This window comes from Bacteroides sp. 519 (genome assembly GCF_010500955.1).
Lineage (GTDB): Bacteria > Bacteroidota > Bacteroidia > Bacteroidales > Bacteroidaceae > Bacteroides.
The window spans coordinates 25043-44665 of record NZ_QVMJ01000024.1 but is presented as its reverse complement, the minus strand read 5'-3'; the positions used below and the strand labels follow the sequence as shown (position 1 = coordinate 44665).

Sequence of the window (19623 nt, the reverse complement as noted above, 5' to 3'; positions counted from 1 at the left end):
ATAAACTCTTACTACTGATAGAAAGTTTCTATCAGCATATATTTGCCCATCTTTTGAACAAGTTATATCTTGCAGATGTTATTTCCAATGGAAACTATTTCGATTTAAAACAAATAACCATATACAATGAAAGTAATTATTATCGGCGGTGTTGCAGGAGGCGCTACAACAGCAGCAAGAATAAGACGAATGGATGAAACTGCAGAGATTATACTGCTCGAAAAAGGGCAGTATATCTCTTATGCAAACTGTGGACTACCTTATTATATAGGTGGAGTTATAGAAGATCGTGAGAAACTCTTTGTGCAAACACCCGAAACATTCTCGAAAAGGTTCAGGGTTGATGTGCGTGTAGAAAACGAAGTGCTTTCTATCGACAAGCATGCAAAAACAGTAACGGTGCGCCAACCGGGCGGAGAAACATATAGCGAAAGTTACGATACGCTTGTAATCTCTACAGGAGCCAACCCTGTGCGGCCGCCTTTCCCAGGAATAGAAACAAAGGGAATTTTTACCCTGCGCAATGTTAACGATACCGATGTTATAAAAGAATATGTAACCCGTAATAACATTAAACGGGCCGTAGTGGTAGGTGCTGGTTTTATTGGTTTAGAAATGGCCGAGAACCTGCATACACTTGGGGCAGCTGTTTCTATTGTTGAAATGGGCAATCAGGTAATGGCACCGATAGACTACTCTATGGCTTCGCTGGTGCATCAGCATTTAATGCAGAAGGAAGTAAACCTGTATCTGGAACATGCAGTAGCCTCGTTTAAAGAAGTAAATAATCATATTGAAGTGATGTTTAAAGATGGTAAATCGATTCCTGCCGATATCGTTATACTGTCAATAGGTGTTCGTCCGGAAACGTCATTGGCTAAATCTGCCGGGTTAACTATTGGCGAAGCGGGTGGTATAGCGGTTAACAATTACCTGCAAACATCCGATCCGGCTATCTATGCCATTGGCGATGCTATCGAATATCCGCATCCCATAACAGGTAAACCTTGGTTAAATTATCTGGCCGGGCCGGCCAATAGGCAAGGCCGTATTGTTGCCGATAATATTGTGTTAGGTAATAAAACGGCCTACGAAGGGTCCATCGGAACATCTATTGCTAAAGTGTTTGATATGACGGTGGCATCTGCCGGACTTCCGGCTAAACGTTTAAAGCAGGAAGGTATTGAGTATGTATCGTCAACAACGCATTCATCATCGCATGCCGGATATTACCCCGACTCGCTGCCATTAAGTATTAAAATAACCTTCGATAAAAAGACAGGCAAACTCTATGGGGCTCAGATAGTGGGGTTCGATGGTGTTGATAAACGTATTGATCAGCTTGCTATGGTTATTAAACATGGGGGAAGCATTTACGATTTAATGCAGATTGAACATGCGTATGCACCTCCATTTTCATCGGCAAAAGATCCGGTAGCCATTGCCGGATATGTGGCTGACAATATTATGGCCGATAGGATGAGGCTTTACTACTGGCGTGATTTGGCAGGTATGCAGCCGGGCGATGTGTTTGTACTGGATGCCCGTACCCAACACGAGTTTATGCTGGGTGCCATTCCGGGAGCGGTTAATATACCGGTAGATGAATTGCGCGACCGTTTGCACGAGATACCAACCGATAAACCAATCTATGTGTATTGTGCAATTGGATTAAGAGGAAATCTAGCCACACGCATTTTAATGCAGCACGGCTTTAAGGATGTCAGGAATCTTTCGGGTGGGTACAAAACCTACATTGCAGCAACAGCGCCGGTTGCTATTCACTGGCAGGATAAACCGGATAAGATTGCTGAGCCTTTGGCAGAAGTTCCGTTTAAAACCATTCGTGTAGATGCTTGCGGTTTGCAATGTCCGGGTCCTATCCTGAAAATGAAAAAGACCATCGACACCTTAAGCACAGGCGAGCGCGCAGAGATTGTTGCAACCGATCCGGGTTTTGCACGCGATGCCGAAGCATGGGCCAGAAGCACAGGCAACAAGTTTATTTCCCGGAATTCGGAAGGCGGAAAAACAACTGTAGTTATTGAAAAAGATGAACCGAAAGCATGCAATACTGTTTCATCGTGCGACAGTAAAAACAAAAGTTTTATCATGTTTAGCGACGATTTAGACAAAGCTTTAGCTACTTTTGTGCTGGCAAACGGAGCGGCTGCCACCGGACAGAAGGTTACCATCTTCTTTACCTTCTGGGGACTGAATGTGATAAAGAAACCTCGCAAGCCCAAAGTAGAGAAAGATATATGGGGAAAAATGTTTGGTATGATGTTGCCTTCGAGCTCTAAGAAACTGAAATTATCTAAAATGAGCATGGGCGGTATGGGTGGAAAGATGATGCGTCACATTATGCAGATAAAGGGAATCGACTCTTTAGAATCGCTCCGCCAACAAGCATTGGATAGTGGTGTTGAATTTATTGCCTGCCAGATGTCTATGGATGTAATGGGGGTAAAGAAGGAAGAACTACTGGATGAGGTTACAATAGGTGGTGTTGCCACATATATGGAGCGTGCCGATCAGTCGAATATTAATTTATTTATATAAAAAAGGACTTCTTTTAATTATGAAATCAATTTGTGTAATGAGGGATATCTACAAGGCCATCACCACATTTGAAATGGGGTTTGAAAAAACTTATGGCCTCTCACTGAATGAGGCCATGGTTTTGTGTTTACTAAAAGATACAGAAGAGGGTATGACCTCAACCGCCATTGCCGAACAAACGGAGATGACAACATCGCATACATCGAAAGTGATTCGCTCGATTGAGGATAAAGGATTGATAGAGCGGGCTGTTGGTAAGGTAGATAAACGGCAGATGTATTTCTCGCTAACCACTATAGGAAGAGACAAACTGAATACAGTTTCGTGCGATGCTATTACAATACCTGAAACGTTGCGTCCTTTGTTAGCTTGATGCCGCAATTTGCGACTTCAGGATTTAGTTATTCACTATCCCGGATGTTTTTCTGCACAGATATAGCAGCATAAACACTCATCATATAGGATATGCCATAAAATCCTTTTTCACTTAAAAGAAGTTCGGCATTGAATAAACCAATAATTAATAGGGTAATGGATGCAAGTGTACCAAACCAGCTGATATATAAAAATAAGTTGGTAACAGGAATGTCTTCCATCTTATCGCGTACACTTTTTTGTAAAGCAACTACCGAGAAAAGACCAAAAAGCAGGAGGGTGAAATAATATCCTTTTTCATTCAATTGCATTTCGGCATTGTATAAACCTACCAGATAAGCTACTACTCCAACAATCAATACCAGCCAGGTTGCTGTTACATAAGCGGGTGATGGACTTTTAGTTTTGGGTGTTTCAGTCTTTTTTAGTCTTTCTTCTTCCATGGTTTTTAAGTATTGATAAATGAGAGGGCAAATTTAAAGGTATATTTCAGAAAAACAAGATAAGCTATAAGGAAATTTAAAACAGCACAACCAATAATCTAACAATCAACAAATTACAGTACCACTATTTTTTTAACGCTGAGACAAAAGTTTCACTGGTTATTTTAAGCATGAAACAAAAGTACCAACCGGGGTGGTACTTTTGTATCATAGATGGTAGCACACTGGCGGGGCAATACCGACAAGCGGTTTGCCAATAACGTATCGCCCTTGTTGGTGGGAGCGCAAGGAACACGGAAATCTACTTTCTGCCGTAACCTTATTCCGCCCGAGCTTCGTAACTACTACACAGATAGCATTGATTTTTCGCGCAAGCGCGATGCCGAACTTTACCTCAACCGTTTTGCGCTGATCAATATTGATGAGTTCGATCAGATTAGCCCTACCCAGCAAGGTTTTTTAAAACATATCCTGCAAAAGCCTGTAGTAAATGTACGCAAGCCGTATGCCAATGCTGTACTGGAGATGCAACGTTATGCATCGTTTATAGCTACCAGCAACCAGATGGATTTGCTTACCGACCCATCGGGCAGCCGCCGTTTTATTTGTATCGAGGTAATTGGCGTTATCAATACCGGCCCCATAGATTACAACCAACTCTATGCTCAGGTTATGCACGAAATAGATAATGGCGAACGTTATTGGTTCAACCAACAGGAAGAGCAGATTATGACTGAGCACAACCGTGATTTTGAACAGATCCCGGCCGAAGAGCAACTCTTTGATCGCTATTTTCGTATTGCAGAGAATGATGATGAGGGTAAGTGGTTATCGCCTGCCGAAATACTGGGGAAACTGAAAATGCCATTGTCGCCCGGTAAAGTACGGATGTTCGGAAGGATATTACGCAAGCACAGCATTCCATTCAAGCGTACCCGGTTCGGTATATTCTATCATGTAGTAGAGCGTGACGAATAAAGGTTCCTCTATTTTGACAACACGCTTTTCAACACGGGGTAATTAGTTGTTGCTCAGTGAGATATGCGCGTGCGTGTTGATGTGACGAGAAAAAACGGTTTTTATTCTCTGGGAGAGGGAAAAAATGAGGTTATATTTTTCTAAAATGATGCTCAGTTAGAGGCTGAAATTTTGAAACGCTAAGTTACGCTAAGTTACGCGGAGTTTTAGTTTCCATGCGGCATCGAAATAAAACTCTGCGTAACTTAGCGTAACTCAGCGGTTCAACACCAATCTGATTTGAACCCAATTGATGAAGTATGAGTAATGCAGGTCAAATCTAACCTGAATTATTCATACTATAATCAGGAAAAAGTAGTCCTTCTCCCTAATCCCCTGATTCCCAAAAAAAGAAAGAAATAGTTTGCCAATTAAAAGAAAAGCCGTAATTTTGCAAGCCGATTATTATCAGAAGCATATAAGAGATTAATTCATAGCAACTTAGCCAATCCTTTGTCCGGGGAAAAGTAAGTTGTGGTGAAGCTTTTTAGTAGTAACAATTAAAAAATTAAATTAAGAGTGGATACTTTAAGTTACAAAACCATTTCTGCAAACAAAGCAACTGTAACCAAAGAATGGGTTATTGTTGATGCAACCGATCAGGTATTAGGCCGTCTCGGTTCTAAAGTTGCGAAATTGTTGAGAGGAAAGTACAAACCAAACTTTACCCCTCATGTTGACTGCGGCGATAATGTAATTATCATCAATGCAGACAAAGTTAAAATGACAGGAAACAAATGGAATGACAGAGTATATTTATCATATACCGGTTATCCTGGCGGTCAAAGAGAAATGACTCCCGCACGTTTACAATCAAGACCTAATGGCGACGACAGATTGCTGAGAAAGGTTGTAAAGGGTATGTTACCTAAAAACAAACTGGGAGCTAAATTATTGGGTAACATGTATGTTTACGCTGGAAGCGAACACAAACACGAAGCTCAAAACCCTAAAGTAATTGATATAAACTCACTTAAATAAGATATAATGGAAGTAGTAAATGCATTAGGCAGACGTAAAAGAGCTGTAGCCCGTATCTATGTAAGCGAAGGTACCGGAAAAATTACTATTAACAAGAGAGATCTTGAAGTGTATTTTCCATCTTCTATACTTCAATATGTTGTGAAACAACCATTGAACAAATTAGGCGTTGCAGAAAAATATGATATTAAAGTAAACCTGTACGGTGGAGGCTACACTGGTCAGTCACAAGCATTACGTTTGGCTATCGCTCGCGCGTTGGTAAAAATGAATGCAGACGATAAAGCTGCTCTTCGTGCCGAAGGTTTCATGACTCGCGATCCACGCTCTGTTGAACGTAAGAAACCAGGACGTCCGAAAGCTCGTAAAAGATTCCAGTTCAGTAAACGCTAATTGGAGTTATGAGCTTAAAGTTAGGAGTTTAGTATCTAAACCACTGAGATCCACACCTTGGCTACTCGGCGGTTGGTTTAGAAAAACAAAAAAGAAGGTAAACAATTTAACAATAAAAAAATGTCAAGAACAAATTTCGATACATTATTGGAAGCCGGTTCACACTTCGGACACCTTAAAAGAAAGTGGAACCCAGCAATGGCTCCTTATATTTTCATGGAACGCAATGGTATCCATATCATTGACCTCCACAAAACAGTTGCTAAAGTAGATGAGGCAGCTGATGCTTTAAAACAAATTGCAAAATCGGGCAAGAAGGTACTTTTTGTTGCTACTAAAAAACAAGCTAAACAGATTGTTGCTGACAAAGCTGCTTCTGTAAATATGCCTTATGTAATCGAGCGCTGGCCAGGCGGTATGTTGACTAACTTCCCAACAATCCGTAAAGCTGTGAAGAAAATGGCTACTATCGACAAACTAACTAACGATGGTACTTATTCAAACCTGTCTAAAAGAGAGGTTCTTCAAATCTCACGTCAACGCGCTAAATTGGAAAAGAACTTAGGTTCAATTGCCGATCTTACCCGTTTGCCATCTGCATTGTTCGTTATCGACGTAATGAAAGAACATATTGCTGTTCGCGAAGCTAATCGTTTAGGTATTCCTGTATTTGGTATCGTTGATACTAACTCGGATCCTAGTGATATCGATTTCGTAATCCCTGCAAATGACGATGCAACAAAATCTATCGAAGTAATTCTGGAAGCTTGTTGTGCAGCTATCGCTGAAGGCTTGGAAGAAAGAAAAGCTGAAAAAATAGATATGGAAGCTGCCGGTGAAGCTCCTGCTAACAAAGGCAAGAGAAAATCTGCAAAAGCAAGACTCGATAAGTCTGACGAAGAAGCAATCAATGCTGCAAAAGCAGCAGCTTTCATTAAGGAAGACGAAGAAGCATAATATATATAGAATAAAAGGAGGTAAAGATAGGTAAAGGAGATAAAGTAAAAAGACTTTCTCTGTTAAACTTTACCTAACTTTATCTCCTTTATTATCTTTACTAACTATTTAAAAATAAAGAAAGGAAAAATACTATGGCTGTTACTATGGCTGAAATAACCAAGCTGCGCAAAATGACCGGAGCTGGTATGATGGACTGTAAAAATGCATTGAACGACTCGGATGGCGATTTCGACAAAGCTGTTGAAATTATCCGTAAAAAAGGACAGGCTGTGGCTGCAAAACGTTCGGATCGTGAAGCTGCTGAAGGTTGCGTATTGGCAAAACATGAAAATGGCCTTGCTGCAATGGTAGCTTTGAAATGCGAAACTGACTTTGTTGCTAAAAATGCCGACTTCGTTGCTTTAACTCAGGAAATCCTTGACATCGCTGCCGCCAACCAACCAGCTGATCTTGAAGCATTGAAGACCCTTTCTCTTGGAAGTGCAACTATTGCCGATGCTGTTACTGACCGTAGCGGTATTACAGGCGAAAAAATGGAAGTAGATGGTTACGGAATCGTTAAAGGCGAAAGTGTTTCTTCTTACATCCACCCAGGTAACAAACTGGCTACAATCGTTGCTTTCAATCAACCAAACGTTGACCCACAAGTTGCAAGAGATGTTGCTATGCAGATTGCTGCAATGAGCCCTATCGCTATCAACGCTGATGGTGTTCCTGCAAACGTTCTTGAATCAGAAAAAGCTATCGCTGCCGACAAAGCTCGTCAGGAAGGTAAACCAGAAAACCTGATCGAAAGAATTGCTGAAGGTCGTATCAGCAAGTTCTACAAAGAAGTTTGCTTGCTTGAACAAGAATTTGTAAAAGACGCTAAAATGACTATCGGTGAATACCTTACTAAAACAAGTGCTGGTTTAACTGTAGTTGATTTCAAACGTTTCACTTTGAACGTAGAATAAAAACAAGGTCTATATAATAGAAAAGCCGCGCTGGTTACAGTGCGGCTTTTTTAATGCCAAATTCGTCACTATTGAAGTTAAGGCTATTATAACATCGTCAGTTTCCCTACCGTAATAGTAAACACTCTTACAAAATCGACCTTATACTCTTTCATCCTCATTAACAGTTTATTATTATCCCTTTTAAGCATTTTCTCTGCCGATCCATCCTTCCAACGGTTTGCAACCCATTTTTCATCAAGACAGGGTTTATGGCTTATATGGCAAAGCAGCTTTTTTTCGTTGAAGTTCTTAGCAATTTCTTCTCTTGATAATTTATCAAGGCTTAACCTTCCCGAAACACGGACTTCCTTATTATTGAGCTCTGTATCGAATACCGAGTTGTCCGGATTTATCACACGTATAATTTCACCATCAGCAAGCTTTAATTTTATCATGCGCTTTTCAATGGGGCAAACATGTACAATCTGTCCTTCCAGATTAATATCTTTCCCAACTTTGCTGTCCAGGTAATGCGCAACAGGTGTGCCCTTAGAATTATTGGAACATCCGGCAAGGGCAATACCTGCAAATACGGATAGTTTTAAGAATTCTCTTCGTTTCATTGCTCAACCTTTGGGCTTGGTTTTGGAATATCCCTCCTTTATGAGTAAATCAAGAATCTTCTGCTTAAAATCTCCCTGTATTATGATCTCTCCATCTTTGGCTGCTCCACCCACACCACATTTGGTTTTCAAAAGTTTACCAAGCTCTTTTAAATCATCTTCTGTACCCACAAATCCGGTGATAAGGGTTACAACTTTGCCACCTCGGTTTTTACGGTCTAACTGTACACGCAGGTTTTGTTTGGCAGGTTCAAGAGTTTCCAATTCTTCTTCCTCTTCGGATTGATAATTATAATCGGGATTCGTGGAGTATACAACATTTAATCTGTCTTTCCAATCGTTCTTTTTCATATATCTATTGTTTATTGAGGTTCAAAAGTAATATTTAGTTGCTAAGATTGCAATTTTTTCCAGCTTTGCTCGTCTAAAAACAAAAAGATAAAACCCAAACTATGAAGTGACTGCTGTTATTATTCTCAATATTTATATGGGTAGATAGAAAAAACACATAGTATTAGTAAGTCCTATACATATAATAAGGTGTACCTTTTTCGCTCCCTAATTAATCTTCCAAAATTTATGTTCTACAACACATTTCATTATCAGTTACTTAGCGTTTATCTCTAAAAAACTTTCATATTTTTCTTCTTTAAAATTTGGATTTACGGATAAAGTTCCTACCTTTGCACCCGCTTTACAAGAGAGTACAGCAGCAACAAAAAGATTGAAGTATTGTTCACATTTATTTTAAGTTTTAGAAGCCTTTAAAACTTTTCTAAAAATAATCTAAAATAAATTTGGAAGTTAAACTAAAAAGTCTTTATCTTTGCATCCGCTTTCAGAAATGAAGCAGCTCTTAAAAAGCAATCGTTCTTTGAATTATTTTCATAACAACAAGTAGTACAAGCATCTTTGCTTTATGTATAATAAAGTAAAGAGGAAAAAAATAACCTTGTCAATAACTTGATTTATATCAGGTGATAAGTTCAATAAATAAGACATCCTAACAGAGCTAAGATTTTTGTATAATTTGTTTATTTTACACTTTGCATAAAGGTGATAGAATAGGTTTATATTACAAATCAACAATATTTTTACAATGAAGAGTTTGATCCTGGCTCAGGATGAACGCTAGCTACAGGCTTAACACATGCAAGTCGAGGGGCAGCATGATCTAGCAATAGATTGATGGCGACCGGCGCACGGGTGAGTAACACGTATCCAACCTGGCTATTACTCGGGAATAACCTTTCGAAAGGGAGACTAATACCCGATAGTATAATCAATTCGCATGTTTTGATTATTAAAGAATTTCGGTAATAGATGGGGATGCGTTCCATTAGCTTGTTGGTGAGGTAACGGCTCACCAAGGCATCGATGGATAGGGGTTCTGAGAGGAAGGTCCCCCACACTGGTACTGAGACACGGACCAGACTCCTACGGGAGGCAGCAGTGAGGAATATTGGTCAATGGACGCAAGTCTGAACCAGCCAAGTAGCGTGAAGGATGACTGCCCTATGGGTTGTAAACTTCTTTTATATGGGAATAAAGTGACGTACGTGTACGTTTTTGTATGTACCATATGAATAAGCATCGGCTAACTCCGTGCCAGCAGCCGCGGTAATACGGAGGATGCGAGCGTTATCCGGATTTATTGGGTTTAAAGGGTGCGTAGGCGGACTTTTAAGTCAGCTGTGAAAGTTTGCGGCTCAACCGTAAAATTGCAGTTGATACTGGGAGTCTTGAGTAAAGTAAAGGTTGGCGGAATTCGTGGTGTAGCGGTGAAATGCTTAGATATCACGAAGAACTCCAATTGCGAAGGCAGCTGACTGGACTTTAACTGACGCTGATGCACGAAAGTGTGGGTATCAAACAGGATTAGATACCCTGGTAGTCCACACAGTAAACGATGAATACTCGCTGTTTGCGATATACAGTAAGCGGCCAAGCGAAAGCATTAAGTATTCCACCTGGGGAGTACGCCGGCAACGGTGAAACTCAAAGGAATTGACGGGGGCCCGCACAAGCGGAGGAACATGTGGTTTAATTCGATGATACGCGAGGAACCTTACCCGGGCTTGAAATGCAGATGAATATATCAGAGACGATATAGCCAGCAATGGCATCTGTGTAGGTGCTGCATGGTTGTCGTCAGCTCGTGCCGTGAGGTGTCGGCTTAAGTGCCATAACGAGCGCAACCCTTATCATTAGTTACTAACAGGTCATGCTGAGGACTCTAATGAGACTGCCGTCGTAAGATGTGAGGAAGGTGGGGATGACGTCAAATCAGCACGGCCCTTACGTCCGGGGCTACACACGTGTTACAATGGGGGGTACAGCGAGTTGCTTACTGGTAACAGTTGGCTAATCTTGAAAGCCTCTCTCAGTTCGGATCGAAGTCTGCAACCCGACTTCGTGAAGCTGGATTCGCTAGTAATCGCGCATCAGCCACGGCGCGGTGAATACGTTCCCGGGCCTTGTACACACCGCCCGTCAAGCCATGGGAGCCGGGGGTACCTGAAGTACGTCACCGCAAGGATCGTCCTAGGGTAAAACTGGTGACTGGGGCTAAGTCGTAACAAGGTAGCCGTACCGGAAGGTGCGGCTGGAACACCTCCTTTCTGGAGCATGTCTTGTTATTAATTAGGAATTTGGAATTACTAATTCGTAATTCTATTTTTAATTGGAGTTGACTTATCGTTACAAGGTTTTTTCTTGTACTTTCTTGTTTGTTATGTTTATATATATGATCTGTAACAAGAGAAATTAGAAGCCGAGCCCCGTGGGGTTAGGTTGAACTAGTCCTATAGCTCAGTTGGTTAGAGCGCTACACTGATAATGTAGAGGTCGGCAGTTCAACTCTGCCTGGGACTACGAATTAAATTAAGAATTATGAATTAAGAATTAAGAATTCGCTTTAATGTAAATTTTTCATTATTAATTTTTCATTCTTCATTACTTTCGGGGGATTAGCTCAGCTGGCTAGAGCACCTGCCTTGCACGCAGGGGGTCAACGGTTCGAATCCGTTATTCTCCACTCTTTTAAATTGAAAATTGATAATTTTCCATTTAATACACGATCTTTGACATGATGTACAAGCAAAAAGTAAACAATATTTTTAGTAACGAGCTAAAAGTATGATTCAACCCACTTAGCTAGTGTTATCTAGTATATAAGTATCCGCAAGGCTACTTACTACTAGCTCCTAACTCCTAGCTACTGTGAACAAAGAAAGTAAATAAGGGCACATGGTGGATGCCTTGGCTCTCGGAGGCGATGAAGGACGTGATAAGCTGCGATAAGCTTGGGTAAGGTGCAAATAACCTTTGACCCCAAGATTTCCGAATGGGACAACCCGGCTGGTTGAAGACCAGTCATCCTGCTATGCAGGAGGCAAACGCAGGGAACTGAAACATCTTAGTACCTGTAGGAAAAGAAAATAAAAATGATTCCGCTAGTAGTGGCGAGCGAACGCGGATTAGCCCAAACCAACATTGTTACGGCATTGTTGGGGTTGTAGGACTACGTTGTGGGACGACCTATATCGAAAAGAAGCATCTGGAAAGTTGCTCCATAGAAGGTGACAGGCCTGTACTTGAAGATATAGTAACCCTAGTAGTATCCTGAGTAGCGCGGGACACGAGGAATCCTGTGTGAATCTGCCGGGACCATCCGGTAAGGCTAAATACTCCCGAGAGACCGATAGTGAACCAGTACCGTGAGGGAAAGGTGAAAAGCACCTCGCATAGAGGAGTGAAATAGTTCCTGAACCCATGTGCCTACAAGCGGTCGGAGCATCTTTATGGTGTGACGGCGTGCCTTTTGCATAATGAACCTACGAGTTACTTTTACTGGCAAGGTTAATGCTCTTGAGAGCAGTAGCCGAAGCGAAAGCGAGTCTGAATAGGGCGAGTAGTCAGTAGGAGTAGACGCGAAACCAAGTGATCTACCCTTGGGCAGGTTGAAGGTTAGGTAACACTAACTGGAGGACCGAACCGATAAGCGTTGAAAAGCTTCCGGATGACCTGAGGGTGGGGGTGAAAGGCTAATCAAACTTGGAGATAGCTCGTACTCCCCGAAATGCATTTAGGTGCAGCCTCTGTTTATTACTTGTATGAGGTAGAGCGACTGATTGGATGCGAGGGCTTCACCGCCTATCAAGTCCTGATAAACTCCGAATGCGTACAAGTTAAGACAGGGAGTGAGGGCATGGGTGCTAAGGTCCATGTCCGAAAGGAGAAGAATCCGGACCATCAGCTAAGGTCCCGAAATACCTGCTGAGTTGAACTAACGAAGTCAGGGCCCAGTGACAGCTAGGATGTTGGCTTGGAAGCAGCCATTCATTTAAAGAGTGCGTAACAGCTCACTAGTCGAGGGCTCCGGCGTGGATAATAATCGGGCATAAGCAGGTTACCGAAGCTGTGGGATGTATTAATTACATCGGTAGGGGAGCATTCCACTCTGCGTTGAAGGCGTAGCGTAAGCTACTCTGGAGCGTGTGGAAAAGCAAATGTAGGTATAAGTAACGATAAAGGGGGTGAGAAACCCCCTCGCCGAAAGACTAAGGTTTCCTGATCAACGCTAATCGGATCAGGGTTAGTCGGGTCCTAAGGTGTAGCCGAATGGCGCAGCCGATGGCAGAACTGGTTAATATTCCAGTACTACCTTTTAGAGTGATGTGGGGACGGAGTTGTGAAAGTGTCGCGGTCTGACGGAATAGGCCGTTGAAGGGTGTAGATGTTGATGATTGTAGGCAAATCCGCAATCTGAGTCGAACCTGATAGTATGGAGCGTTCTTTGAACAATCCAATAGTACATGTAACCATACTTCCAAGAAAATCCGCTAAACTTAATCTTTAAGGTACCCGTACCGTAAACGGACACACGTAGTCGGGATGAATATTCTAAGGCGCTTGAGTGATTCACGGTTAAGGAACTAGGCAACTTGACCCTGTAACTTCGGAATAAAGGGTCCCTACCCAGCGATGGGAGGGCGCAGAGAATCGGTCCAGGCAACTGTTTATCAAAAACACAGGGCTATGCGAAATTGAAAGATGAAGTATATAGCCTGACACCTGCCCGGTGCTGGAAGGTTAAGAGGAGATGTCATCGCAAGAGAAGCATTGAATTGAAGCCCCAGTAAACGGCGGCCGTAACTATAACGGTCCTAAGGTAGCGAAATTCCTTGTCGGGTAAGTTCCGACCTGCACGAATGGTGTAATGATCTGGACACTGTCTCAACCGTGAGCTCAGTGAAATTGTAGTATCGGTGAAGATGCCGATTACCCGCGATGGGACGAAAAGACCCCGTGAACCTTTACTATAGCTTAACATTGAGCTTGGGCAATTGATGTGTAGGATAGGCCGGAGGCTTTGAAGCAGGTACGCCAGTATTTGTGGAGCCATCCTTGAAATACGGCCCTTTGGTTGTTTGAGCTCTAACACCTAGTAAGGTGGACACTGTTTGGTGGGTAGTTTGACTGGGGTGGTCGCCTCCAAAAGCGTAACGGAGGCTTCTAAAGGTGCCCTCAGGACGATTGGTAACCGTCCGTAGAGTGTAATGGCATAAGGGCGCTTGACTGGGAGACATACACGTCGATCAGGTAGGAAACTAGAGCATAGTGATCCGGTGTTTCCGTATGGAAGGGACATCGCTCAAAGGATAAAAGGTACTCCGGGGATAACAGGCTGATCCCTCCCAAGAGCTCATATCGACGGAGGGGTTTGGCACCTCGATGTCGGCTCGTCACATCCTGGGGCTGGAGAAGGTCCCAAGGGTTGGGCTGTTCGCCCATTAAAGTGGCACGCGAGCTGGGTTCAGAACGTCGTGAGACAGTTCGGTCTCTATCTATCGTGGGCGTATGAAATTTGCGTGGCTCTGACACTAGTACGAGAGGACCGTGTTGGACTGACCTCTGGTTTATCGGTTGTGGCGCCAGCTGCATTGCCGAGTATCTACGTCGGGATCGGATAAGTGCTGAAAGCATCTAAGTACGAAGCCGGCCACAAGATTAGATTTCTCTAGGGTCGTTGTAGACTACAACGTTGATAGGACGCAGGTGTACGCACAGAGATGTGTTTAGCCGAGCGTTACTAATTGCCCGGTCACTTTTTTTATTGGTTGTTTGATACTTTTGGTTTAGTTGACTATCTGTTTCGACTACAGTCAACATAACTATTATAATATTCTATTTATTTTTTGCTTTGCTTCGTGTCTAACTTATTTAGGTGACTATAGCACAAGGGTTCCACCTCTTCCCATTCCGAACAGAGAAGTTAAGCCTTGTTACGCCGATGGTACTGCGTAATAGTGGGAGAGTAGGTAGTTGCCGTTTTAATGAGAATCCCTCTTAGTCGAAAGATTGAGAGGGATTTCTTTGTTTATGCTAGTTTGTGTTTTTTAGACACGGATTACGCGGATTGCACGGATTTAAGAACACGGATTAAAATTGTAAGTAAGCAATTACCCCGGCAGGGGTAATTGCTTACTTATTAAAAACTAAATTATATCCGTGTTTTTTAATCCGTGCAATCCGTGTAATCCGTGTCTAAAAAGATAGCATCTCTAAAAAGATAGCATCTAAAAACATGGAAACTCTTTATGTTTTGTTCATCATTTAGCCTCTTTTCGCCAAAAACTGCATCCTTCCATAAAACTTTTCTAAACTTAGCCGACTTTTATTCTTTCAATTTTCTATTATCGGATTAATTTTTTTAAATTTGACCAAAATCTTAGTTAAGTAACAAAATATAATATAAACATTAAATAGTACCCGTGCATATGGAAAACAAAATTCAAGAGCTGACTGATAAGATTTATCGTGAAGGCGTTGAGAAAGGAAACGAAGAAGCCCAACGTCTTATTGAAAAAGCTCAGGAAGAAGCAAAGAAAATTATAGAAGACGCTAAAAAAGAAGCCGATTCTATTTTGGCAGCCTCTAATAAGTCGGCTAACGAATTAGCAGAAAACACCAAGTCGGAATTAAAGTTGTTTGCAGGACAGGCAGTAAATGCTTTGAAATCGGAAATAACAACTTTATTAACCAATCAAACCATATCCGATTCGGTAAAAGCATTCACAGCAGATAAAGATTTGCTAAATAACTTTATACTTTCGCTGGCTTCCAAGTGGTGTGAAACAGAAGCCATTACTATTTCTACAGCAGATGCGGATTCATTGAAAAAACATTTTGCATCTCAAGCCAAAGATTTGCTAGACAAAGGAGTTACTATTGAACAGGTTAACGGCATGAAAACATTGTTTTCCGTATCGCCTGCCGACGGCTCTTACAAGGTGAATTTTGGTGAAGAAGAGTTCGAAAACTACTTCAAATCATTTCTCCGTCCTCAACTAATCGAAATGTTGTTTTAAAAGAAATTTATGGCTCAATACTATTATCTAATTGCCGGATTACCCGACATTACTCTGGATGATGGTAAATTAAGTTATACGGTAGAGAATTTCAAAACAGAGATTTATCCGGAGTTAACCGATAATGACAAAAAGGTTATTGATTTATTCTATCTGCAATATGATAACGCTAATTTACTGGATTTGTTGAAAAACAAAGAATCGTCCATCAATACAAAAGGGAATTACTCGGCTGATGAACTTCTGGCCTTAATAGATGGCGTTAAAGATGGTGATCAACCAGACAAAAAATACCCATCTTATCTTTTCTTTTTCCTGACTGAGTACTTCCAACTTTCGGATGATGATGAACGATTGCCGGAAAATATACTTGCAGCATATTATTATGAATATGCGATAGGAAACAAAAATCAGTTTGTATCTTCCTGGTTTGAATTTAATCTTAATGTTAACAACATATTTGCTGCATTAATAGCCCGGAAGTATAAATATGAAATAGCTACTCATATTATAGGGAATACCGAAGTAAGTGAAGCAGTGAAAACATCAAACGCACGCGATTTTGGACTTACAGGTACAATAACCTATTGGGAAGAGTTGGTTCGAATAAGTGAAATCCATGAACTAACAGAAAGAGAAAAGAAAATAGACCTGCTTAAATGGGGCTGGATGGAAGAAGAATCTTTCTTCAACTATTTTACTGTAGAAAAACTATTTGTTTTTCTTGTAAAACTAGAAACCATTGAACGTTGGTTATATCTTGATAAAGAAGCAGGAAGTAAACAATTCAGGGAGTTTATTCAGAATTTAAAAGACGATGTTCGGATACCTGAAGAATTCAGAAAATAAATATACAAATATATGGCAACAAAAGGAACTGTTAATGGCGTAATATCTAATCTGGTTACCCTCACTGTTGACGGCCCTGTCTCACAAAACGAAATATGTTATATTTCGACAGGTGGCGATAATTTAATGGCTGAGGTGATTAAAGTAGTGGGGAGCAATGTGTATGTTCAGGTATTCGAAAGCACCCGCGGATTAAAAGTTGGTGCTGAAGTAGAGTTTACCGGGCACATGCTGGAAGTAACATTAGGCCCCGGAATGCTATCAAAGAATTATGATGGTTTGCAAAACGACTTGGATAAAATGACTGGCGTTTTCCTTAAACGTGGCGAATATACATATCCGCTCGATAAGGAAAAGAAATGGCATTTTGTACCTTTGGTAACTCCAGGTGATAAAGTAAAATCATCAGCTTGGCTTGGCGAAGTTGACGAAAACTTTCAACCACTTAAAATAATGGCTCCTTTCACCATGGTGGGTACGGCTACCGTTAAGTCTATAGCCAAAGAAGGAGACTATACAGTTGAAGATACAATAGCTGTTCTTACCGATGAAAATGGTAAAGACATTGAAGTAAATATGGTCCAGAAATGGCCGGTTAAGAAAGCCATGACTAACTACCGGGAAAAACCCAGACCCTTTAAATTACTGGAAACAGGAGTGAGGGTTATCGATACTGTAAACCCTATCGTTGAAGGTGGAACCGGATTTATTCCCGGACCATTTGGTACTGGTAAAACGGTACTTCAGCATGCCATCTCTAAACAAGCCGAAGCCGATATCGTTATTATGGCTGCCTGTGGAGAGCGTGCTAACGAGGTAGTGGAAATCTTTGCTGAGTTCCCTCACCTGATAGACCCACATACCGGACGTAAACTGATTGAACGTACTATCATTGTTGCAAATACTTCGAACATGCCGGTTGCAGCCCGTGAAGCTTCTGTATATACAGCAATGACAATGGCCGAGTTTTACCGCGCAATGGGATTGAAAGTATTGTTGATGGCCGATTCAACCTCACGTTGGGCACAGGCTCTACGCGAAATGTCGAATCGTTTGGAAGAACTTCCAGGGCCGGATGCTTTCCCTATGGATATATCATCTATTATCTCAAACTTCTATGGCCGTGCCGGATATGTGATATTGGATAATGATAAAACAGGTTCAATTACATTTATAGGTACTGTATCGCCTGCAGGTGGTAACCTCAAAGAACCGGTAACCGAAAATACAAAGAAAGTTGCACGATGTTTTTATGCCCTTGAACAGGAACGTGCCGACAGAAAACGTTATCCGGCAGTAAATCCTATCGACTCTTACTCCAAATACCTGGAATATCCGGAGTTCGAAGAATATATTACCGAAAGAATCAATGACCAATGGACTGGCAAGGTTAACGAAATCAAAACCCGTCTTCTGCGTGGTAAGGAAATATCCGAGCAAATAAACATTCTTGGTGATGATGGAGTTCCGGTTGAATACCACGTTACATTCTGGAAGTCGGAACTGATAGACTTTGTTATCCTTCAGCAAGATGCATTCGACGATATTGATGCAGTAACACCAATGGAACGTCAGGAAGAGATACTTAATATGGTAATGGATATTTGCCATACCGAATTTAAGTTCGAAAACTTTATAAACGTTATGGATTACTTCAAGAAGATGATCAATATATGCAAACAAATGAACTATTCGGAATTTCAATCGGATAAGTATGCAGGATACAAAAAGGAACTTGAATCATTAATCGCCGAGAAAAAAGTTGGATAAGAGATAAGAATATGACAACAAAAGCTTTTCAAAAAATATACACTAAGATTAGCCAGATAACAAAAGCTACCTGTGCTTTAAAAGCAACGGGTGTTGGTTATGACGAACTGGCAATTATCGACGGTAAACTGGCTCAGGTAGTTAAGATTGCCGGTGATGAGGTAACACTACAAGTATTTGGTGGTACAGAAGGTATTCCTACCAATGCTGAAGTAGTATTTCTGGGCAAGGCTCCTACCATTAAAGTAAGTGAACAACTGGCCGGAAGATTCTTTAATCCGTTTGGCGAACCGATAGATGGTGGACCAGAGATTGAAGGTACAGAAGTAGAAATTGGTGGTCCATCAGTAAATCCGGTAAGACGTAAACAGCCATCAGAACTGATAGCAACAGGTATTGCAGGTATCGACTTGAACAACACTTTGGTGTCTGGACAAAAGATTCCATTCTTTGCCGATCCCGACCAGCCTTTTAATCAGGTAATGGCAAATGTTGCCCTTCGTGCCGAAACAGATAAAATTATTCTGGGAGCCATGGGGATGACCAATGACGACTACCTGTATTTTAAGAATGTATTCTCTAATGCAGGTGCACTCGACAGAATTGTAAGTTTTATCAATACAACCGAAGACCCTCCTGTTGAGCGTATGCTGGTTCCTGATATGGCACTTACTGCCGCCGAATATTTTGCTGTGGAGCATAATCAGAAAGTACTTGTACTTTTAACAGATATGACTTCATATGCCGATGCTTTGGCTATTGTATCGAATCGTATGGACCAGATCCCTTCTAAAGATTCTATGCCCGGTTCGTTATATTCCGATTTGGCGAAGATTTACGAAAAGGCAGTGCAGTTCCCCGATGGTGGTTCTATCACAATTATTGCTGTAACAACGCTTTCGGGTGGAGATATTACCCATGCTGTACCCGATAATACCGGTTATATTACAGAAGGACAGCTGTTCCTGAGACGTGATAGTGACATTGGTAAAGTAATAGTTGATCCGTTCCGTTCGCTTTCACGTTTGAAACAATTGGTTATCGGAAAGAAAACCCGCGAAGACCATCCACAGGTAATGAACGCTGCGGTTCGTTTGTATGCTGATGCTTCGAATGCAAGAACCAAAATGGAGAATGGTTTCGACCTGACCAACTATGACGAACGTACGCTGGCATTTGCAAAATCGTATGCCGATAAATTATTGGCGATTGATGTGAATGTTAATACAACAGAGATGCTTGATACTGCCTGGGGATTGTTTGGAGAATATTTCCGTCCTGAGGAAGTAAACATCAAGAAAGAACTGGTTGATAAATACTGGAAGAAATAAATAAAACA

12 protein-coding genes, 2 tRNA genes, 3 rRNA genes and 3 pseudogenes are annotated in these 19623 nt (G+C 41.5%); 17 read left to right on the top strand and 3 right to left on the bottom strand.

Translation table 11 applies throughout. The annotated features are described in order from the left end of the window. Positions 1-126: 126 nt before the first annotated feature. The 3 genes and pseudogenes from D0T85_RS23235 to D0T85_RS17240 form a co-directional block, all read left to right on the top strand. A pseudogene (locus D0T85_RS23235) lies at positions 127-1365 on the top strand (FAD-dependent oxidoreductase); the annotation flags it as partial. 165 nt (positions 1366-1530) lie between these two features. Then, positions 1531-2562 (top strand): annotated as a pseudogene (locus tag D0T85_RS23230) (DsrE/DsrF/DrsH-like family protein); the annotation flags it as partial. Positions 2563-2581: 19 nt separating this feature from the next. Beyond that, positions 2582-2935: a winged helix DNA-binding protein gene (locus tag D0T85_RS17240; RefSeq protein WP_163214770.1), complete on the top strand. Its 354-nt coding sequence runs from the start codon at positions 2582-2584 to the stop codon at positions 2933-2935. A 28-nt stretch (positions 2936-2963) separates the two neighbouring features. On the opposite strand, the gene yiaA is transcribed toward D0T85_RS17240, so the two are convergent. Further along, on the bottom strand, positions 2964-3380 hold the full coding sequence (yiaA, locus tag D0T85_RS17235; RefSeq protein ID WP_163214769.1) for an inner membrane protein YiaA: 417 nt from the start codon (positions 3378-3380) through the stop codon (positions 2964-2966). Positions 3381-3593: 213 nt separating this feature from the next. Here yiaA and D0T85_RS17230 point away from each other — a divergent pair. From D0T85_RS17230 to tsf, 5 genes and pseudogenes are all read left to right on the top strand, one after another. Continuing rightward, positions 3594-4358 (top strand): annotated as a pseudogene (locus D0T85_RS17230) (VapE domain-containing protein); the annotation flags it as partial. 558 nt (positions 4359-4916) lie between these two features. Continuing rightward, positions 4917-5378, top strand: a complete 462-nt coding sequence (gene rplM, locus D0T85_RS17225) for a 50S ribosomal protein L13 (RefSeq protein WP_163214768.1) — start codon at positions 4917-4919, stop codon at positions 5376-5378. 6 nt (positions 5379-5384) lie between these two features. Continuing rightward, a complete protein-coding gene (gene rpsI, locus D0T85_RS17220; protein WP_163214767.1) occupies positions 5385-5771 on the top strand; it encodes a 30S ribosomal protein S9 in 387 nt (128 codons plus the stop codon). 120 nt (positions 5772-5891) lie between these two features. After that, complete coding sequence (gene rpsB, locus D0T85_RS17215) at positions 5892-6728, top strand: 30S ribosomal protein S2 (RefSeq protein ID WP_163214766.1); 837 nt, start codon at positions 5892-5894, stop codon at positions 6726-6728. A gap of 134 nt (positions 6729-6862) precedes the next feature. After that, a complete protein-coding gene (gene tsf / locus D0T85_RS17210; RefSeq protein WP_163214765.1) occupies positions 6863-7687 on the top strand; it encodes a translation elongation factor Ts in 825 nt (274 codons plus the stop codon). Between the two features lie 86 nt (positions 7688-7773). On the opposite strand, the gene D0T85_RS17205 is transcribed toward tsf, so the two are convergent. Together D0T85_RS17205 and D0T85_RS17200 are read right to left on the bottom strand one after the other, a co-directional pair. Further along, positions 7774-8292, bottom strand: a complete 519-nt coding sequence (locus D0T85_RS17205; protein ID WP_163214764.1) for a hypothetical protein — start codon at positions 8290-8292, stop codon at positions 7774-7776. 3 nt (positions 8293-8295) lie between these two features. Continuing rightward, positions 8296-8643: a translation initiation factor gene (locus tag D0T85_RS17200; RefSeq protein WP_163214763.1), complete on the bottom strand. Its 348-nt coding sequence runs from the start codon at positions 8641-8643 to the stop codon at positions 8296-8298. A 745-nt stretch (positions 8644-9388) separates the two neighbouring features. Here D0T85_RS17200 and D0T85_RS17195 point away from each other — a divergent pair. The 9 genes from D0T85_RS17195 to D0T85_RS17155 all read left to right on the top strand — a co-directional run bounded on the left by D0T85_RS17195 (position 9389) and on the right by D0T85_RS17155 (position 19615). Next, positions 9389-10913 (top strand): 16S ribosomal RNA (locus D0T85_RS17195). Between the two features lie 179 nt (positions 10914-11092). Further along, positions 11093-11166: transfer RNA gene (locus D0T85_RS17190), tRNA-Ile, on the top strand. Positions 11167-11255: 89 nt separating this feature from the next. Further along, positions 11256-11329 (top strand) — tRNA-Ala (locus D0T85_RS17185). 192 nt (positions 11330-11521) lie between these two features. After that, positions 11522-14410, top strand: a 23S ribosomal RNA gene (locus D0T85_RS17180). Positions 14411-14517: 107 nt separating this feature from the next. After that, a 5S ribosomal RNA gene (gene rrf, locus D0T85_RS17175) occupies positions 14518-14628 on the top strand. Together the 16S, 23S and 5S rRNA genes with 2 tRNA genes alongside form the textbook arrangement of a ribosomal RNA operon. Positions 14629-15074: 446 nt before the next feature. After that, entirely contained in the window at positions 15075-15665 is a 591-nt protein-coding gene (locus tag D0T85_RS17170) for a hypothetical protein (protein WP_163214762.1), read from the top strand. 9 nt (positions 15666-15674) lie between these two features. Further along, a complete protein-coding gene (locus D0T85_RS17165; RefSeq protein WP_163214761.1) occupies positions 15675-16514 on the top strand; it encodes a DUF2764 family protein in 840 nt (279 codons plus the stop codon). Positions 16515-16526: 12 nt separating this feature from the next. Next, positions 16527-18284, top strand: coding sequence for a V-type ATP synthase subunit A (locus D0T85_RS17160; RefSeq protein ID WP_163214760.1), 1758 nt, complete (start codon positions 16527-16529; stop codon positions 18282-18284). An 11-nt stretch (positions 18285-18295) separates the two neighbouring features. Continuing rightward, positions 18296-19615, top strand: coding sequence for a V-type ATP synthase subunit B (locus tag D0T85_RS17155; protein ID WP_163214759.1), 1320 nt, complete (start codon positions 18296-18298; stop codon positions 19613-19615). The last annotated feature ends 8 nt before the right edge of the window (positions 19616-19623 follow it).

Coding starts and splice junctions, on each gene's coding strand:
- D0T85_RS17170 (WP_163214762.1), top strand. CDS start 15,075: ATGGAAAACAAAATTCAAGAGCTGACTGATAAGATTTATCGTGAAGGC.
- D0T85_RS17155 (WP_163214759.1), top strand. CDS start 18,296: ATGACAACAAAAGCTTTTCAAAAAATATACACTAAGATTAGCCAGATA.
- D0T85_RS17160 (WP_163214760.1), top strand. CDS start 16,527: ATGGCAACAAAAGGAACTGTTAATGGCGTAATATCTAATCTGGTTACC.
- D0T85_RS17240 (WP_163214770.1), top strand. CDS start 2,582: ATGAAATCAATTTGTGTAATGAGGGATATCTACAAGGCCATCACCACA.
- tsf (WP_163214765.1), top strand. CDS start 6,863: ATGGCTGTTACTATGGCTGAAATAACCAAGCTGCGCAAAATGACCGGA.
- yiaA (WP_163214769.1), bottom strand. CDS start 3,380: ATGGAAGAAGAAAGACTAAAAAAGACTGAAACACCCAAAACTAAAAGT.
- D0T85_RS17165 (WP_163214761.1), top strand. CDS start 15,675: ATGGCTCAATACTATTATCTAATTGCCGGATTACCCGACATTACTCTG.
- rpsB (WP_163214766.1), top strand. CDS start 5,892: ATGTCAAGAACAAATTTCGATACATTATTGGAAGCCGGTTCACACTTC.
- D0T85_RS17200 (WP_163214763.1), bottom strand. CDS start 8,643: ATGAAAAAGAACGATTGGAAAGACAGATTAAATGTTGTATACTCCACG.
- rpsI (WP_163214767.1), top strand. CDS start 5,385: ATGGAAGTAGTAAATGCATTAGGCAGACGTAAAAGAGCTGTAGCCCGT.
- D0T85_RS17205 (WP_163214764.1), bottom strand. CDS start 8,292: ATGAAACGAAGAGAATTCTTAAAACTATCCGTATTTGCAGGTATTGCC.